Origin of the sequence: Cupriavidus pauculus (assembly GCF_008693385.1) — a bacterium.
GTDB classification, from domain to species: domain Bacteria; phylum Pseudomonadota; class Gammaproteobacteria; order Burkholderiales; family Burkholderiaceae; genus Cupriavidus; species Cupriavidus pauculus_D.
In genome coordinates this window covers 2,106,908-2,121,458 of record NZ_CP044065.1, presented here as the reverse complement: position 1 = coordinate 2,121,458, position 14,551 = coordinate 2,106,908, and the positions used below count along the sequence as shown (strand labels likewise).

Genomic DNA, 14,551 nt, shown 5'->3' with positions numbered 1-14,551 from the left:
GCGCGCACGAAAACAGTGCGCGTTGCCGTGATGATGGGCGGCACCATGCTGGTGCGAACCTGAGGAATTGTCACGTCGGCATCGCGTTTTCGCGGTGGCACGCTAGTTGCAGAAGCATCACCCGGGGTGCGTAGTCCCTAACCACATACGAAAACTGGGAGCTGCAATGAAACGACGTGACATGCTGAAGCTGTCGGCGGTAGCCGCCGCGGCGATGATCGGTACCAGCCCGCTGATGGCGCAGTCGAAGGACCCGATCAAGGTCGGTGTCCTGCATTCGCTGTCGGGCACGATGGCCATTTCGGAAACGTCGCTCAAGGACGTGGCCCTGATGACCATCGACGAGATCAACAAGAGCGGCGGTGTCCTGGGCCGCAAGCTCGAACCCGTGGTGGTGGACCCGGCCTCGAACTGGCCGCTGTTCGCGGAGAAGGCACGTCAGCTGATTACCAACGACAAGGTCGCCGTGACGTTCGGCTGCTGGACGTCGGTGTCGCGCAAGTCGGTGCTGCCGGTCTATGAAGAACTGAACTCGCTGCTGTTCTACCCCGTGCAGTACGAGGGCGAGGAAATGTCGAAGAACGTGTTCTACACGGGTGCCGCGCCGAACCAGCAGGCCATCCCCGCCGTGGAATACCTGATGAGCAAGGAAGGCGGCGGCGCCAAGCGCTTCTTCCTGCTGGGCACGGACTACGTGTACCCGCGTACGACCAACAAGATCCTGCGCGCGTTCCTGAAGAGCAAGGGCGTGGCCGACAAGGACATCGAGGAGGTCTACACCCCGTTCGGTCATAGCGACTACCAGACCATCGTCGCGAACATCAAGAAGTTCTCGCAGGGCGGCAAGACGGCCGTGATCTCGACGATCAACGGCGACTCGAACGTGCCGTTCTACAAGGAACTGGGCAACGCCGGCCTGAAGGCCAAGGACGTGCCGGTGGTGGCGTTCTCCGTGGGCGAGGAAGAACTGCGCGGCATCGACACCAAGCCGCTGGTGGGCCATCTGGCCGCATGGAACTACTTCATGTCGGTGAAGAACCCCGAGAACGAAGCGTTCAAGAAGAAGTGGGCGGCATGGGTCAAGGCGAACAACCTGCCCGGCGGCGACAAGCGCGTGACCAACGACCCGATGGAAGCCACCTACGTGGGTATCCACATGTGGGCACAGGCGGTCAAGAAGGCCGGCACGACCGATCCGGACAAGGTGCGCGCCGCGATGTACGGCCAGACCTTCAAGGCACCGGATGGCTTCACGCTGACGATGGGCGACAACCACCACCTGTACAAGCCCGTGATGATCGGCGAAGTGAAGGCCGACGGTCAGTTCAACGTGGTGTGGAAGACCGCGAAGCCGATCCGCGCGCAACCGTGGAGCCCGTTCATCTCGGGTAACGAAGGCAAGCCGGACAAGGTGATGTAAGCACCGGGATTTCCGTCATCCGGATAGCGCAGTACCCCCTCTCCCCGCGGGAGAGGGGTCCTCATAAAACCAGACGCGAGTATCGACGTACACGAATCGCGCCACGCCCAAAGATACTCCGCCAGCCCTATGCCATCACCCATATCCCGATCATGGCTCCGCGCCATGCTGGCAGCGCTGCTGCTCACGTCACTGTGGGCGGCGCCGCTCTGGGCCGCACCCCTGACGCAGGCCGATCTCAAGCCGCTTGCGGAAGACGACTTCGACGCGAAGACCGCCGCGGTGACCGCGCTGACCAAGGCGCCACCCGAGCAGGCCGCTCCGATCCTCAAGGCCCTGCAGGACGATGCGCTGCAGTACGCGCCGTCGGTGGGCATGGTGCGGCAGGACGGCGACAAGTTCGTCGATGCGATCAGCGGCAAGCCCGTGACCGTGAAGCAGGACGATCTGGAATCGCTGACGCTCAACAACAGCCTGCGCACGCTCGTCGATAGCGCGGCCAGCAGCCTGCAATTGCAGTCGCCCGATATCGCGGTGCGCACGCAGGCCATCAACACGCTGTTCGACGCGCCCGAGAATGCCTCGCAAGAGGTCGTGGCGGCCGCGCGCAAGGCCGAGGCCGATGCCGGGCTGCGCGCGCGCCTGGACGTGATCTGGGCCAACACCGTGCTGGCCGAAGGCGCCGATGCGCCGCGCGATGCCAGGCTCGAAGCCATTCGCATTCTCGGCAAGGACAGCAATCCGCAGAGCCGCCAGAAACTGGCGCCGCTGGTCGAGAAGGACGACGCCGGCAAATACCGCGAGCCCGACGCCGACGTGCGCGTGGCCGCGCAGCAGACGCTCGACGCGCTGCGCAGCGACCAGCGCCGCGCCGAACTCGTGGGCAACCTGTTCGCGGGCCTGAGCCTCGGCAGCGTGCTGCTGCTGGCCGCGCTGGGCCTCGCCATCACCTATGGCCTGATCGGCGTCATCAATATGGCGCACGGCGAGTTCCTGATGATCGGTGCCTACGCGACCTATGTCGTGCAGACGCTGTTCCGCGCCTATGCGCCGAATGCGTTCGACTGGTATCTGGTCGCCGCCTTGCCGGCATCGTTCCTCGCGGCGGCCGTGGTCGGGTTTGCGCTCGAACGCATCGTCCTGCGCCACTTGTATGGCCGTCCGCTGGAGACGCTGCTGGCCACGTTCGGTGTCAGCCTGCTGTTCCAGCAGGCCGTGCGCACGATCTTCGGCGCGCAGAACGTCGAAGTGGCCAACCCGGTCTGGATGAGCGGCGGCATGGAGTGGCTGCCCGGCCTGGTGATTCCGTACAACCGCGTCATCATCATCCTGTTCGCGCTCGCGGTGGTGGCCATTGCATGGGGCGTGCTCAACCGCACGCGCCTGGGCCTGTTCGTGCGCGCCACCACGCAGAACCGCACGATGGCGGCCTGCGTCGGCGTGCGCACGTGGAAGGTGGACAGCTATGCGTTCGCGTTCGGCGCCGGCATCGCCGGGCTTGGCGGCTGCGCGCTGTCCCAGATCGGCAACGTCGGTCCCGACCTCGGGCAGGCCTACATCATCGACTCGTTCATGGTGGTCGTGCTCGGTGGCGTGGGCCAGCTGGCCGGCACCATCGTCGGCGCGTTCGGCCTCGGCATCATCAACAAGTTCATCGAGCCGTTCTATGGCGCGGTGCTGGCCAAGATCTTCGTCCTGGTGCTGATCGTCCTCTTCATCCAGAAGCGGCCGCAGGGACTTTTCGCGCTCAAAGGGCGCAGCGCGGAGGCATGATGACGAGCTTTCAATCCAAATCCGCCGTGGGGGGCGCGCCGTTCCGCCTGTCGGTGCCCGAGCGCCAGCCGCTGTTCTCGCGCCGCGTATGGGTCGCGCTGGTCGTGCTGACGATCGTCGTGGCCATCGGCGTGCCGGTCTGCGCGCTGCTCGTGCCGGAGGGCCACCCGCTGCATCTGTCGGCTTACGGGCTCACGCTGGTCGGCAAGATCATGTGCTTCGCGCTGGCCGCGATCGCGCTGGACCTCGTCTGGGGCTACTGCGGCATCCTGAGCCTCGGGCATGGGCTGTTCTTCGCGCTCGGCGGCTACGCGATGGGCATGTACCTGATGCGTTCGATCGGCCGCGAGGGCGTGTACAAGAGCGATCTGCCCGACTTCATGGTGTTCCTCGACTGGAAGGAACTGCCGTGGTTCTGGCACGGCACCGAGCATCTGCCTTACGCGCTGCTGCTCGTGATCCTCGTGCCGGGCGTGCTGGCCTGGCTGTTCGGCTACTTCGCGTTCCGCTCGCGCATCAAGGGCGTGTACCTGTCGATCATCACGCAGGCCATGACCTATGCGGCCATGCTGCTGTTCTTCCGCAACGAGACGGGCTTCGGCGGCAACAACGGCTTCACGGACTTCAAGCGCATCGCCGGCTTTGCCGTCGCCGCGCCGGAGACGCGCACGGCCTTGTTCGTGCTGACGTTCTTCGCGCTGCTGGCCGGGTTCATCGCATGCCGCTACATCGTGTCGTCGAAGCTGGGCCGCGTGGTGACGGCCGTGCGCGACGCCGAGATGCGCGTGATGTTCTCGGGCTACAACCCGCTGGGCTACAAGCTGTTCGTATGGACGTTCTCGGCCGTGCTGTGCGGCATCGCGGGCGCGCTGTATGTGCCGCAGGTCGGCATCATCAACCCGGGCGAGATGTCGCCCGCCAACTCGATCGAGATGGCGGTGTGGGTGGCCGTGGGCGGCCGCGGCACGCTGATCGGCCCGATCGTCGGCGCGTTCCTCGTGAACGGTGCCAAGACGATGTTCACGGCGTACTTCGCCGAGTACTGGCTGTTCCTGCTCGGCGCGATGTTCGTGCTCGTGACGCTGTACCTGCCCGATGGCGTGGTGGGGCTGTGGCGGCGCCTGTCGGGCCGCCGCACGGCGAAGGAGAAGATCGAGAGCGCCGGGGCACCGGTCGCCGATGACAAGGCCGCACCGGTCCGGAGGGAAGCATGAACGCCGCACTGAACGCAGAACAAGCCGAGAGCGGCGAAACCACGGGCCTCGGCCGCGTGGTGGAGCCGGGCACGATCGACGTCACGCACGGCCCCATCCTCTACGTGGAGGACCTCACCGTGCAGTTCGACGGATTCCGCGCGCTGAACAAGCTCTCGATTTCGATCGATCATGGCGAGCTGCGCTGCGTGATCGGTCCGAACGGCGCCGGCAAGACCACGATGATGGACGTCATCACGGGCAAGACCGGTCCGCGCAACGCAAACGTGAGCGGACGCGTATTCCTCGGCCAGACCATCGACCTGATGCGCATGACCGAGCCCCGCATCGCGCAGGTCGGCATCGGCCGCAAGTTCCAGAAGCCCACGGTGTTCGAGCAGCATCAGGTGTGGGAGAACCTCGAACTCGCGATGAAGGCCGACAAGCGCTGGTGGTCGTCGCTGCGCGCGCGGCTGACGGGCGAGGGCCATCGCCGCATCGAGGAAACGCTGGCACTGACGGGCCTCGAGGACGAGGCTTACCGTCCGGCCGGGTTGCTGTCGCATGGCCAGAAGCAGCGGCTCGAGATCGGCATGCTGCTGATGCAGCAGCCGCAACTGCTGCTGCTCGACGAACCCGTGGCCGGCATGACCGATGAAGAGACCATGCAGCTTGCGGGTCTGCTCAACAGCCTGCGGGGCAGCTGCTCGATGATGGTCGTGGAGCACGACATGGAATTCGTCGCCGCGCTGGCAGGGGAGGCCGGCAAGGTCACGGTGCTCGCCGAAGGCAGCCTGCTGGCCGAGGGCACGCTCGATGCCGTGAAGCGCGACGAACGCGTGATCGAATCCTACCTGGGAAGATAACGATGCTGCAGGTCAACGCACTGAATCAGTTCTACGGCGGCAGCCATATCCTGCGCAACGTGAGTTTCGACGTGCCCGAGGGCAAGCTGACCACGTTGCTCGGCCGCAATGGCGTGGGCAAGAGCACGCTGCTGAAATGCCTGATGGGCGTGGTGCCCACGCGCAGCGGCAGCATCAGCTGGGGCGGCAGCGCCATCGAGAAGAAGGCGCCGTACGAGCGCGTGGCCGCGGGCATGGCCTACGTACCGCAGGGCCGCGAGATCTTTCCGCGCCTGACCGTCGAGGAGAACCTGCTGATCGGCGCCGCGAGCCGCAAGGCACCCGCGGGCGTGCCCGATCGCATCTACCAGCTGTTTCCGGTGCTGCGCACGATGCGCCAGCGTCGCGGCGGCGACCTGTCGGGTGGCCAGCAACAGCAACTGGCGATCGGCCGCGCGCTGATGAGCGAGCCGAAGCTGCTGATCCTCGACGAGCCGACCGAAGGCATCCAGCCGTCGATCATCCAGGACATCGGCCGCGCGCTGCGGCTGCTTGTCGACGAGTTCGGCATGACGGTGCTGCTCGTGGAGCAATACTACGAGTTCGCGCGCCATCTGGCCGACCACTACGTGGTGATGAGCCGCGGCGAGGTGGTGGCGAAGGGCGTGGGCGCGAACATGGAACAGGATGGGGTGCGGGAACTGATTGCGGTCTGATCCGCACTATCGGTTACCACGATCGCGCGCTATGATGGCCGGCAACGACGGCCCACATGGCGTGCGCCCCGCGCTTGCCCGCACTGTCCTTCCTCATGCGTCATCCCGATTTGCCCTCGACGCTCGTCGCGTCCTCCGCAATGCCCGCCACGTGGCAGGCCAGTCTGCGCCTGACGTTCGCCGCGCGCGGCCAGGGCGAGGGCATGCGCACGGCATTGGTCGAGCGCCGCCACAAAGGCCCGCTGATGGTGCAGAAGCCGCTCTACCCGGAAGGCGATGCGATCTGCCACGCGGTGGTGCTGCATCCGCCGGCCGGCATCGCCGGCGGTGACCTGCTCGATATCGATATCGCGGTACAACCGGGCGCGCATGCGGTGCTCGCGACGCCGGGCGCCACCAAATGGTACAAGTCGCTCGGCCGCGAGGCGAGCCAGCGGGTGCGCATCGACGTGGCCGGAGGCGCGCGGCTGGACTGGCTGCCGCAGGAGAACATCGTGTTCGACGATGCGCGCGCGCGCATCGGCACCGACGTGCGCGTGGCGCGTGGCGGCAGCGCCATCGGCTGGGACGCCGTGGTGCTCGGCCGCCAGGCATCGGGCGAGCGCTGGTCGCAGGGCGCGCTGTGGCTCGACACGCGCGTCGGCAACGGCGAGCGCCCGCTGTGGATCGAGCAATCGTTCGTCGATGCCGACTGCGCGTTGCGCACCGCGCTGCCCGGCATGGATGGCCTGCCGGTGCTCGGCACGCTGTGGGCCGTGGGCGAGGGCGCGACGGCCGAACTGGCCGAGGCGCTGGCCGAGCGCTGTCCGTACCGTGAAGACCTGCGCGCGGGGGTGACGTGCATGACGTCGTCCGACCAGCGCATGCTGCTGCTGCGCGTGCTGGGCCGCCATATCGAACCCGTGCGCCATCTGCTGATCGACTGCTGGACGCAGCTGCGCGGGCCCATCCATGGCGTGCCGGCGCGGCCACTGCGGCTGTGGGCGACCTGAACCTCAATCCAACGAGACAACAAGACAAAGGAACTCCGACGATGGAACTCACGCCGCGAGAGAAAGACAAGCTGCTGATCTTCACCGCCGCGCTGCTGGCCGAACGGCGCCGCGCGCGCGGCCTCAAGCTCAATTATCCGGAAGCGGTGGCGCTGATCACCGCCGCGATCATGGAAGGCGCGCGCGATGGCCGCACCGTCGCCGAGCTCATGCATGAAGGCACCACCGTGCTGTCGCGCGAGGACGTGATGGACGGCGTGGCCGAGCTCATTCCCGAGATCCAGGTCGAAGCGACGTTCCCCGACGGCACCAAGCTCGTGACCGTCCACCACCCGATTGTTTGATTTTTGTCCGACACCAACGAGAACATCATGACAAGAACCGCTCGCACGCTGGCGCTCGGCGCCACCCTGTCGCTCACCGCCGTCAGCGCCTTCGCGCACCCTGGGCACGAGGCGACCACCGTGGCCGGCAGCTTCTACGCCGGCCTGCTGCACCCGCTGACCGGCGCGGACCACCTGCTCGCGATGGCATCGGTCGGCGTGTGGAGCGCGCTGGCCACGCGCGGCAGCCACGGCCAGCAGCTTGGCGCCATGCAGCTGCTGCGCCTGCCGTTCGCCTTCGTGGCGCTGATGCTCGTGGGCGCCGCGCTGGGCCTGTCCGGCTTTGCGCTGCCCGCCGTGGAGCCGATGATCGCCGCCTCGCTGCTCGTGATCGGCCTGCTGGTCGCGCTGCGCGCGCAATTGCCCGCGGCCGCCGGCATGGCGATCGTCGGCGGCTTCGCGCTGTTCCACGGTTACGCGCATGGCGCGGAGCTGCCGGCCACGGCCGCGGCGCTGCCGACGGTGCTGGCCTACGTGAGCGGCTTCGCGCTGGCCACGATGACGCTGCATTGCGGCGGTATCGGCCTTGGCGCCGTGCTGCGCCGCCATGCGGGCTGGCTCGCGCGCGTCGCGGGTGCCGGCGTGGCGCTGTACGGCGTGGGCCTGCTGGTGGCGTGACGCCTTTCCCAACGAGCACGGAGCATCGCGATGATTCCCGGTGAACTCATGCCGCTGGACGGCGAGATCGAACTCAATGTGGGCCGCGCGACCGTCAGCGTGACGGTGGCCAATACGGGCGATCGCCCGATCCAGGTCGGCTCGCATTTCCATTTCTACGAAACCAATGCCGCGCTCGATTTCGACCGCGAAGCCGCGCGCGGCTTCCGGCTCAATATCGCCGCGGGCACCGCCGTGCGTTTCGAGCCGGGGCAGAGCCGCACGGTCGAACTCGTCGCGCTCGATGGCGATCGCATCGTCTACGGTTTCAACGGCAAGATCATGGGAGCGCTGTAATGGTGAAGATCTCTAGGCAGGCCTATGCCGAGATGTTCGGCCCGACCACGGGCGACCGCGTGCGGCTCGCGGACACGGGTCTCGTGATCGAGGTCGAGCGCGACTACACGATCTATGGCGAGGAAGTGAAGTTCGGCGGCGGCAAGGTGATTCGCGACGGCATGGGGCAGAGCCAGCGCATGGCGAAGGACTGCGTCGATACCGTCATCACCAACGCGCTGATCGTTGATCACTGGGGCATCGTCAAGGCCGATATCGGCCTCAAGGGCGGGCGCATCGCGGCGATCGGCAAGGCGGGCAACCCGGATATCCAGCCCGGCGTGACGATCGTCGTCGGCCCGGGCACCGAGGTCATCGCGGGCGAGGGCATGATCGTGACGGCCGGCGGTATCGACTCGCATATCCACTTTATCTGCCCGCAGCAGATCGAGGAAGCGCTGATGAGCGGCGTGACCACGATGATCGGCGGCGGCACGGGGCCGGCCACGGGCACGTTCGCGACCACGGTCACGCCGGGGCCGTGGTACATGGAGCGCATGCTGCAGGCGGCCGATGCCTATCCGATGAACATCGGCTTTCTCGGCAAGGGCAACGCGAGCCAGGCCGGGCCGCTGACCGAGCAGGTCGAGGCCGGCGCGATCGGGCTCAAGCTGCACGAGGACTGGGGCACCACGCCGCAGGCGATCGATACCTGCCTGAGCGTGGCCGATGCCACCGACACGCAGGTGGCGATCCATACGGACACGCTCAACGAAGGCGGTTTCGTCGAGGCGACGATTGCCGCGTTCAAGGGCCGCACGATTCATACGTATCACACGGAAGGGGCGGGCGGCGGCCACGCGCCGGACATCATCAAGGTCTGCGGCGAGGCCAACGTGCTGCCGTCGTCGACGAACCCGACGCGGCCGTACACGGTGAACACGCTCGACGAGCACCTCGACATGCTCATGGTGTGCCATCACCTCGATCCGTCGATTGCCGAGGATATCGCGTTCGCGGAATCGCGGATCCGCCGCGAGACCATCGCGGCGGAGGACATCCTGCACGACCTCGGCGCGTTCTCGATGATCTCCAGCGACTCGCAGGCGATGGGCCGCGTGGGCGAGGTGATCATCCGCACCTGGCAGACCGCGCACAAGATGGCCGCCCAGCGCGGCAAGCTGCCCGGCGATCCGCACGATGCGCGCGGCGGCCACGACAACTTCCGGGTGCGTCGCTATATCGCCAAGTACACGATCAATCCGGCGCTCACGCACGGCATTGCGCATGAGGTCGGGTCCATCGAGGTCGGCAAGTGGGCGGACCTCGTGCTGTGGAAGCCCGCGTTCTTCGGCGTCAAGCCGAGCCTGATCCTCAAGGGCGGCATGATTGCCGCGGCGGCGATGGGCGATCCCAACGCATCGATCCCGACGCCGCAGCCCGTGCACTACCGGCCGATGTTCGCATCGGCGGGCGGCGCGCTGCCGCGCTCGTCGCTGACGTTCGTGTCGCAGGCGGCGCTTGCGGCCAACGTCGGCGAGCGCTATGGTCTGGCCAAGACGCTCGCCGCGGTGCGCGGCACGCGGACCGTGTCCAAGCGCGATATGGTGCTCAACGACTGGCAGCCGCATGTGACCGTCGATCCGGAGACCTATCAGGTCGTTGCGGATGGGCAGTTGCTGACCTGCGAGCCCGCTACCGTGCTGCCGATGGCGCAGCGATACTTTCTGTTCTGAGTGGTACCGACGTGATCAAGATCGACAAACATCTGCCCGCGCCGCACGGCATTGCGCCCGTGCTGGTCAAGCGCGCGGCCAAGCTCTTGCTGCCGTTTGGCGACCGCAGCAAGAGCCGCCTGCGCGCGGTGCTCGACAACGGTGGGGAAGTGGCGCTGTTCCTGCCGCGCGGCACCGTGCTGCGCGGCGGCGACCTGCTGGTGGCCGAGGATGGCGCGTTTATCGAGGTGCAGGCCGCGGCCGAGTCCGTGCTGCAGGTGACCGCGGATGACGCGCTGAGCTTGATGCGCGCGGCCTATCACCTTGGCAACCGCCATACGCCGGTGGAGGTGGGGCGCGACTATCTGCGGCTCGAGTACGATCCGGTGCTGGCCGATATGCTGGTCCGCCTGGGCGTCACGATTGCGCGCGCGGAGTTGCCGTTCGAGCCCGAGGCCGGCGCGTATGGCGGCGGGCACAAGCATGGGCACGACGCGACGTTCGCCGAGGATTATGCGGCCGCGCAGGCCGTGTTTCACGAGCATCATGGGCATGCGCACGACCACGGGCACGACCACGGGCACGGTCACGACCACGAGCATGGCCCGGGTTGCAACCATGACCACGGGCATGGCCATTCCCATCGTCACTGAATGACCGCGCTGCCCCAACTCATCTCCCTGCTGCACCTCGCCTCCCCCGCGCTGCCGATCGGCGGCTTCAGCTACTCGCAGGGGCTCGAGGCCGCGATCGAATGCGGTATCGTGCGCGACGCCGACACCGCCGGCCGCTGGATCCACGACAACCTCACGCACGTGCAGGCCACGTGCGAGGCGCCGGTCTGGCTGCTGCTGCACCGCGCGTGGCAATCGGGCGACCTCGCTGCCGTGCGCGAATGGAACGACTGGTTCCACGCCACGCGCGAGACCGCCGAACTGCGGCTGGAGACCGAGCAAATGGGCTGGTCGCTCGCGCGGCTGATCGCCCAGATGTCGTGGGGCGACGCCGCCATGCGCGACGCGCTGACCGCGTTCTCGCCCATCTGCCTGCCGACGGCCTTCACGGCCGCCTGCGTGGCGCTCCAGATCGACGCGCGCGATGGGCTGGCCGCCTATGCGTTCAACTGGGCCGAAAACCAGGTCGCCGCCGCGCTCAAGGCCGTGCCGCTCGGGCAGGTGGCCGGGCAACATATCCTGCGATCGCTGCACACGCCCGTGACCGGGATGGTCGAGGCCGCATGGCAGCGCGCCGAGGCGAATCCGCCAAGGCTTTCCACGTTTTCTCCGATGCTGGGCCTGCTGTCCGCGCGGCACGAGACACAGTACTCCCGGCTGTTCCGATCCTGAACCGAATCCGATCGATCATGACCCGTACCAAGAAGAATCCTCCGCTGCGTGTTGGCGTCGGCGGCCCCGTGGGCTCCGGCAAGACCACGCTGCTCGAAATGCTCTGCAAGGCGATGCGCGACCGCTACGACCTCGTGGCGATCACCAACGACATTTATACGAAGGAAGACCAGCGCCTGCTGACGATCTCCGGCGCGTTGCCGGCCGAGCGCATCATGGGCGTGGAAACGGGCGGCTGCCCGCATACGGCGATTCGCGAGGATGCGTCGATCAACCTCGAAGCCGTCGATCGCATGCTGGCGAAATTTCCCGATGCCGACGTCGTGTTCATCGAATCGGGCGGCGACAATCTGGCCGCGACGTTCAGCCCGGAGCTGTCCGATCTGACGATCTACGTGATCGACGTGGCTGGCGGCGAGAAGATTCCGCGCAAGGGCGGCCCGGGCATTACGAAGTCCGATCTGCTCGTGGTCAACAAGACCGACCTCGCGCCGTACGTCGGCGCGAACCTGGAGATCATGGAGAGCGATACGCGCAAGATGCGCGGCGAGCGCCCGTTCGTGATGGGCAGCGTGAAGTCGGGGCAGGGCCTGGCGGAAGTCGTGGCATTCATCGAACGCCAGGGCATGCTTGGGGTTTGAAACGGTCGTTGAAACGCCGTTCTCAGTTATCTTCCGCAGGGCGTCGCGCGTTCTTCTTGGCGAGGGCGCGCGCCACGGCCGCCACGACATCCTGCTCGGAGTCGTCGAGCGCGGCCATATAGCGCAGCGTCGCCTGCACGGCCGGAGACGATTCCGGATCGAACGGCGAGCGCGGTTCGTCGGAGTCGGTTTCGTCCGTGTGCTTCGAGAAGTCGAGCATCTCCGGCGGCGGCACGCCGAGCGTATCGGCGAGCGTGCAGATGTTGTAGAGCGCGACGTTCCGCGTGCCGCGCTCGATGCCGCTCAGATATGATCGCGCCAGTCCGCTTTCCAGCGACAGCGCTTCCTGCGACCAGCCGCGTTGCTTGCGCAACCACGTGAGATGTCGGCCGAATAGCTTGAGAGGATCGCCAGTCATGAGCCATTGTGGATTTTAAGTCGCTCAGAGACTAAGGGTTTTGGCCTGACCGTCACGACAACCTATAGGTCCCCGTTCTATCGGTGTCAGCCCCACCCACGGCCGCGATCGTCGCCGATCGGGCCTTATCTGCGCTGGTACTGCGTGGCGCCGAAAAGCATTTCGCGCGCCTTCTCGTCATGCTGCGGGCGGCGTTCGGCGGCGAGCACCTCCACGCCGCGCTGAACGGCGGGCCGCGCGGCGATGGTATCAAACCAGCGCTTCAGATGGGGATAATCCTCGAGCTCGATGCCCTGGTTCTTCCAGCTGCGCAGCCACGGGAACGTTGCGATATCGGCAATCGAGTAACTGTTGCCTGCAAGCCACGGATGTTGGGACAACCGCTTGTCGATCACGCCGTAGAGACGCTTGGCCTCGTTGGTATAGCGATTGACCGCGTATTCGATCTTCTCGGGCGCGTAGATGCGGAAGTGGTGCGCCTGGCCGAGCATCGGGCCCACGCCGCCCATCTGGAACATCAGCCATTGCAGGGCCTCGTACTTGCCGCGCACGTCCTCGGGCAGGAACTTGCCGGTCTTGCTGGCGAGATAGAGCAGGATGGCGCCGGACTCGAACAGCGAGATCGGCTGGCCGTCGGGACCGTCCGGATCGACGATCGCGGGAATCTTGTTGTTGGGACTGATCGCGAGGAAGTCTTCGCCGAACTGGTCGCCGGCGCCGATATTGATCGGATGGGCCTTGTACGCGAGGCCGCATTCCTCGAGCATGATGTGGACCTTGTGGCCGTTGGGCGTCGCCCACGTATAGACGTCGATCATTCCGTGCTCTCCTCGGTGGCGCAGTGCCTGACTGAAATGGATCGCCGATTAGAGCACGGAAGGAATAGGCCTGTGGCGGACGGGGTTTTCAGCCGCCGCGCGTCACCGGCATGTTCACGGCGTCCGCGCTGACATTCATATGCTTGGCGAGCTCGAGCTTGGCGATCGCGTTGCGATGCACCTCGTCCGGACCGTCGGCAAAGCGCAGCGTGCGCTGATGCGCCCACCAGTTCGCGAGCGGGAAGTCGTTCGACACGCCGGCCGCGCCATGCACCTGCATGGCCCAGTCGATCACGCGCAGCGCGGTGTTCGGCGCCACCACCTTGATCATCGCGATCTCGGCCTTGGCCACCTTGTTGCCGACGGTGTCCATCATGTATGCGGCCTTGAGCGTCAGCAGCCGCGCCATCTCGATATCGCAGCGTGCTTCGGCGATGCGCTCCTGCGTCACGCCCTGGCGCGCGATTTCCCTGCCGAACGCCACGCGCGACAGCGCGCGCTTGCACAACAGTTCCAGCGCGCGCTCGGCCACGCCGATGCTGCGCATGCAGTGGTGGATGCGACCCGGGCCCAGGCGGCCCTGCGCGATCTCGAAGCCGCGGCCTTCGCCGAGCAGCATGTTGCCCGCGGGGACGCGCACGTCCTTGAGCTCGATCTCCATGTGGCCGTGCGGGGCGTCGTCGTAGCCGAACACGGGCAGGAATCGCTTGATCGTGATGCCCGGGGTATCGGCCGGCACGATGATCATCGACTGTTGTTCATGGCGCGGGGCGTCGGGGTTCGTCTTGCCCATCACGATGTAGACCTTGCAACGCGGATCGCCGGCGCCCGACGACCACCACTTGGTGCCGTTGATCACGTAATGGTCACCGTCGCGTTCGATGCGGCAGCGGATATTCGTGGCGTCCGAGGAGGCGACGTCGGGCTCCGTCATCAGGAACGCCGAGCGGATCTCGCCGCGCAGCAGCGGTTCGAGCCACTGGTCCTTGAGTTCTTCGGAGGCATAGCGCTCGAACGTCTCCATATTGCCGGTGTCCGGCGCGGAGCAGTTGAACACCTCGGCGGACCACGGCGCGCGCCCCATGATCTCGCACATCGGTGCGTATTCGAGGTTCGAAAGGCCTTGCGGCGCGCGGGGCGAGCGCGGCAGGAACAGGTTCCACAGGCCGGCTTCGCGGGCCACGGGCTTCAGGTCCTCGACCACGCGCGTGGGGATCCAGGCATTGCCCGCTTCGCGGTTCGCCTGGATCTCGGCGTAGAACTTCTTTTCGTTCGGATAGATATGCGCGTCGAAGAAGGCCAGCAGGCGCTCCTGCATCTGCTTGACCTTCGGCGAATAGTCGAAATCCATGGCGTCT

Annotated in this window: 16 protein-coding genes; 13 read left to right on the top strand and 3 right to left on the bottom strand. The window is 66.4% G+C overall.

Translation table 11 applies throughout. The features are described from left to right. The first annotated feature begins 166 nt into the window (after positions 1-166). The 13 genes from urtA to ureG all read left to right on the top strand — a co-directional run bounded on the left by urtA (position 167) and on the right by ureG (position 11,957). Positions 167-1,420 carry an urea ABC transporter substrate-binding protein gene (gene urtA / locus FOB72_RS09760; RefSeq protein WP_150372327.1) on the top strand — a complete coding sequence of 418 codons (1,254 nt, stop codon included), beginning with the start codon at positions 167-169 and terminating at the stop codon, positions 1,418-1,420. A gap of 129 nt (positions 1,421-1,549) precedes the next feature. Beyond that, positions 1,550-3,193: an urea ABC transporter permease subunit UrtB gene (gene urtB, locus FOB72_RS09755; protein ID WP_150372326.1), complete on the top strand. Its 1,644-nt coding sequence runs from the start codon at positions 1,550-1,552 to the stop codon at positions 3,191-3,193. After that, positions 3,193-4,407, top strand: coding sequence for an urea ABC transporter permease subunit UrtC (gene urtC, locus FOB72_RS09750; RefSeq protein ID WP_223851502.1), 1,215 nt, complete (start codon positions 3,193-3,195; stop codon positions 4,405-4,407). The genes urtB and urtC overlap by 1 nt, the downstream gene beginning before the upstream one ends. After that, the gene (urtD, locus tag FOB72_RS09745) at positions 4,404-5,252 is read left to right on the top strand and encodes an urea ABC transporter ATP-binding protein UrtD (protein WP_150372325.1); all 849 of its coding nucleotides are present in this window, start codon (positions 4,404-4,406) and stop codon (positions 5,250-5,252) included. The genes urtC and urtD overlap by 4 nt, the downstream gene beginning before the upstream one ends. 2 nt (positions 5,253-5,254) lie before the next feature. Continuing rightward, positions 5,255-5,947, top strand: coding sequence for an urea ABC transporter ATP-binding subunit UrtE (urtE, locus tag FOB72_RS09740; protein ID WP_150372324.1), 693 nt, complete (start codon positions 5,255-5,257; stop codon positions 5,945-5,947). Positions 5,948-6,042: 95 nt separating this feature from the next. Continuing rightward, positions 6,043-6,939 carry an urease accessory protein UreD gene (locus FOB72_RS09735; RefSeq protein ID WP_191002125.1) on the top strand — a complete coding sequence of 299 codons (897 nt, stop codon included), beginning with the start codon at positions 6,043-6,045 and terminating at the stop codon, positions 6,937-6,939. Between the two features lie 41 nt (positions 6,940-6,980). Then, positions 6,981-7,283: an urease subunit gamma gene (locus tag FOB72_RS09730; RefSeq protein ID WP_150372323.1), complete on the top strand. Its 303-nt coding sequence runs from the start codon at positions 6,981-6,983 to the stop codon at positions 7,281-7,283. A 27-nt stretch (positions 7,284-7,310) separates the two neighbouring features. Next, entirely contained in the window at positions 7,311-7,940 is a 630-nt protein-coding gene (locus FOB72_RS09725) for a HupE/UreJ family protein (protein WP_150372322.1), read from the top strand. A 30-nt stretch (positions 7,941-7,970) separates the two neighbouring features. Beyond that, the gene (locus FOB72_RS09720; RefSeq protein ID WP_150372321.1) at positions 7,971-8,276 is read left to right on the top strand and encodes an urease subunit beta; all 306 of its coding nucleotides are present in this window, start codon (positions 7,971-7,973) and stop codon (positions 8,274-8,276) included. Then, on the top strand, positions 8,276-9,991 hold the full coding sequence (ureC, locus tag FOB72_RS09715) for an urease subunit alpha (protein ID WP_150372320.1): 1,716 nt from the start codon (positions 8,276-8,278) through the stop codon (positions 9,989-9,991). The genes FOB72_RS09720 and ureC overlap by 1 nt, the downstream gene beginning before the upstream one ends. A gap of 11 nt (positions 9,992-10,002) precedes the next feature. Further along, positions 10,003-10,623 carry an urease accessory protein UreE gene (gene ureE, locus FOB72_RS09710; protein ID WP_150372319.1) on the top strand — a complete coding sequence of 207 codons (621 nt, stop codon included), beginning with the start codon at positions 10,003-10,005 and terminating at the stop codon, positions 10,621-10,623. Then, positions 10,624-11,316 carry an urease accessory protein UreF gene (locus tag FOB72_RS09705; protein ID WP_150372318.1) on the top strand — a complete coding sequence of 231 codons (693 nt, stop codon included), beginning with the start codon at positions 10,624-10,626 and terminating at the stop codon, positions 11,314-11,316. 17 nt (positions 11,317-11,333) lie between these two features. Continuing rightward, positions 11,334-11,957: an urease accessory protein UreG gene (gene ureG / locus FOB72_RS09700; RefSeq protein ID WP_150372317.1), complete on the top strand. Its 624-nt coding sequence runs from the start codon at positions 11,334-11,336 to the stop codon at positions 11,955-11,957. 22 nt (positions 11,958-11,979) lie between these two features. Here ureG and FOB72_RS09695 read toward each other — a convergent pair whose 3' ends face one another. From FOB72_RS09695 to FOB72_RS09685, 3 genes are all read right to left on the bottom strand, one after another. Further along, positions 11,980-12,375, bottom strand: coding sequence for a helix-turn-helix domain-containing protein (locus tag FOB72_RS09695; RefSeq protein WP_150372316.1), 396 nt, complete (start codon positions 12,373-12,375; stop codon positions 11,980-11,982). A gap of 125 nt (positions 12,376-12,500) precedes the next feature. After that, a complete protein-coding gene (locus FOB72_RS09690) occupies positions 12,501-13,193 on the bottom strand; it encodes a glutathione binding-like protein (RefSeq protein ID WP_150372315.1) in 693 nt (230 codons plus the stop codon). Positions 13,194-13,281: 88 nt separating this feature from the next. Beyond that, positions 13,282-14,544 carry an acyl-CoA dehydrogenase family protein gene (locus tag FOB72_RS09685; protein ID WP_150372314.1) on the bottom strand — a complete coding sequence of 421 codons (1,263 nt, stop codon included), beginning with the start codon at positions 14,542-14,544 and terminating at the stop codon, positions 13,282-13,284. Between the last annotated feature and the right edge of the window lie 7 nt (positions 14,545-14,551).

Bases quoted from the DNA above. Each gene is read 5' to 3' on its own strand.
- FOB72_RS09730 (WP_150372323.1), top strand. From the start codon at position 6,981: ATGGAACTCACGCCGCGAGAGAAAGACAAGCTGCTGATCTTCACCGCC.
- FOB72_RS09735 (WP_191002125.1), top strand. From the start codon at position 6,043: ATGCGTCATCCCGATTTGCCCTCGACGCTCGTCGCGTCCTCCGCAATG.
- ureG (WP_150372317.1), top strand. From the start codon at position 11,334: ATGACCCGTACCAAGAAGAATCCTCCGCTGCGTGTTGGCGTCGGCGGC.
- FOB72_RS09705 (WP_150372318.1), top strand. From the start codon at position 10,624: ATGACCGCGCTGCCCCAACTCATCTCCCTGCTGCACCTCGCCTCCCCC.
- urtA (WP_150372327.1), top strand. From the start codon at position 167: ATGAAACGACGTGACATGCTGAAGCTGTCGGCGGTAGCCGCCGCGGCG.
- FOB72_RS09720 (WP_150372321.1), top strand. From the start codon at position 7,971: ATGATTCCCGGTGAACTCATGCCGCTGGACGGCGAGATCGAACTCAAT.
- FOB72_RS09725 (WP_150372322.1), top strand. From the start codon at position 7,311: ATGACAAGAACCGCTCGCACGCTGGCGCTCGGCGCCACCCTGTCGCTC.
- urtC (WP_223851502.1), top strand. From the start codon at position 3,193: ATGACGAGCTTTCAATCCAAATCCGCCGTGGGGGGCGCGCCGTTCCGC.
- ureC (WP_150372320.1), top strand. From the start codon at position 8,276: ATGGTGAAGATCTCTAGGCAGGCCTATGCCGAGATGTTCGGCCCGACC.
- FOB72_RS09690 (WP_150372315.1), bottom strand. From the start codon at position 13,193: ATGATCGACGTCTATACGTGGGCGACGCCCAACGGCCACAAGGTCCAC.
- urtB (WP_150372326.1), top strand. From the start codon at position 1,550: ATGCCATCACCCATATCCCGATCATGGCTCCGCGCCATGCTGGCAGCG.
- urtE (WP_150372324.1), top strand. From the start codon at position 5,255: ATGCTGCAGGTCAACGCACTGAATCAGTTCTACGGCGGCAGCCATATC.
- urtD (WP_150372325.1), top strand. From the start codon at position 4,404: ATGAACGCCGCACTGAACGCAGAACAAGCCGAGAGCGGCGAAACCACG.
- FOB72_RS09695 (WP_150372316.1), bottom strand. From the start codon at position 12,375: ATGACTGGCGATCCTCTCAAGCTATTCGGCCGACATCTCACGTGGTTG.
- FOB72_RS09685 (WP_150372314.1), bottom strand. From the start codon at position 14,544: ATGGATTTCGACTATTCGCCGAAGGTCAAGCAGATGCAGGAGCGCCTG.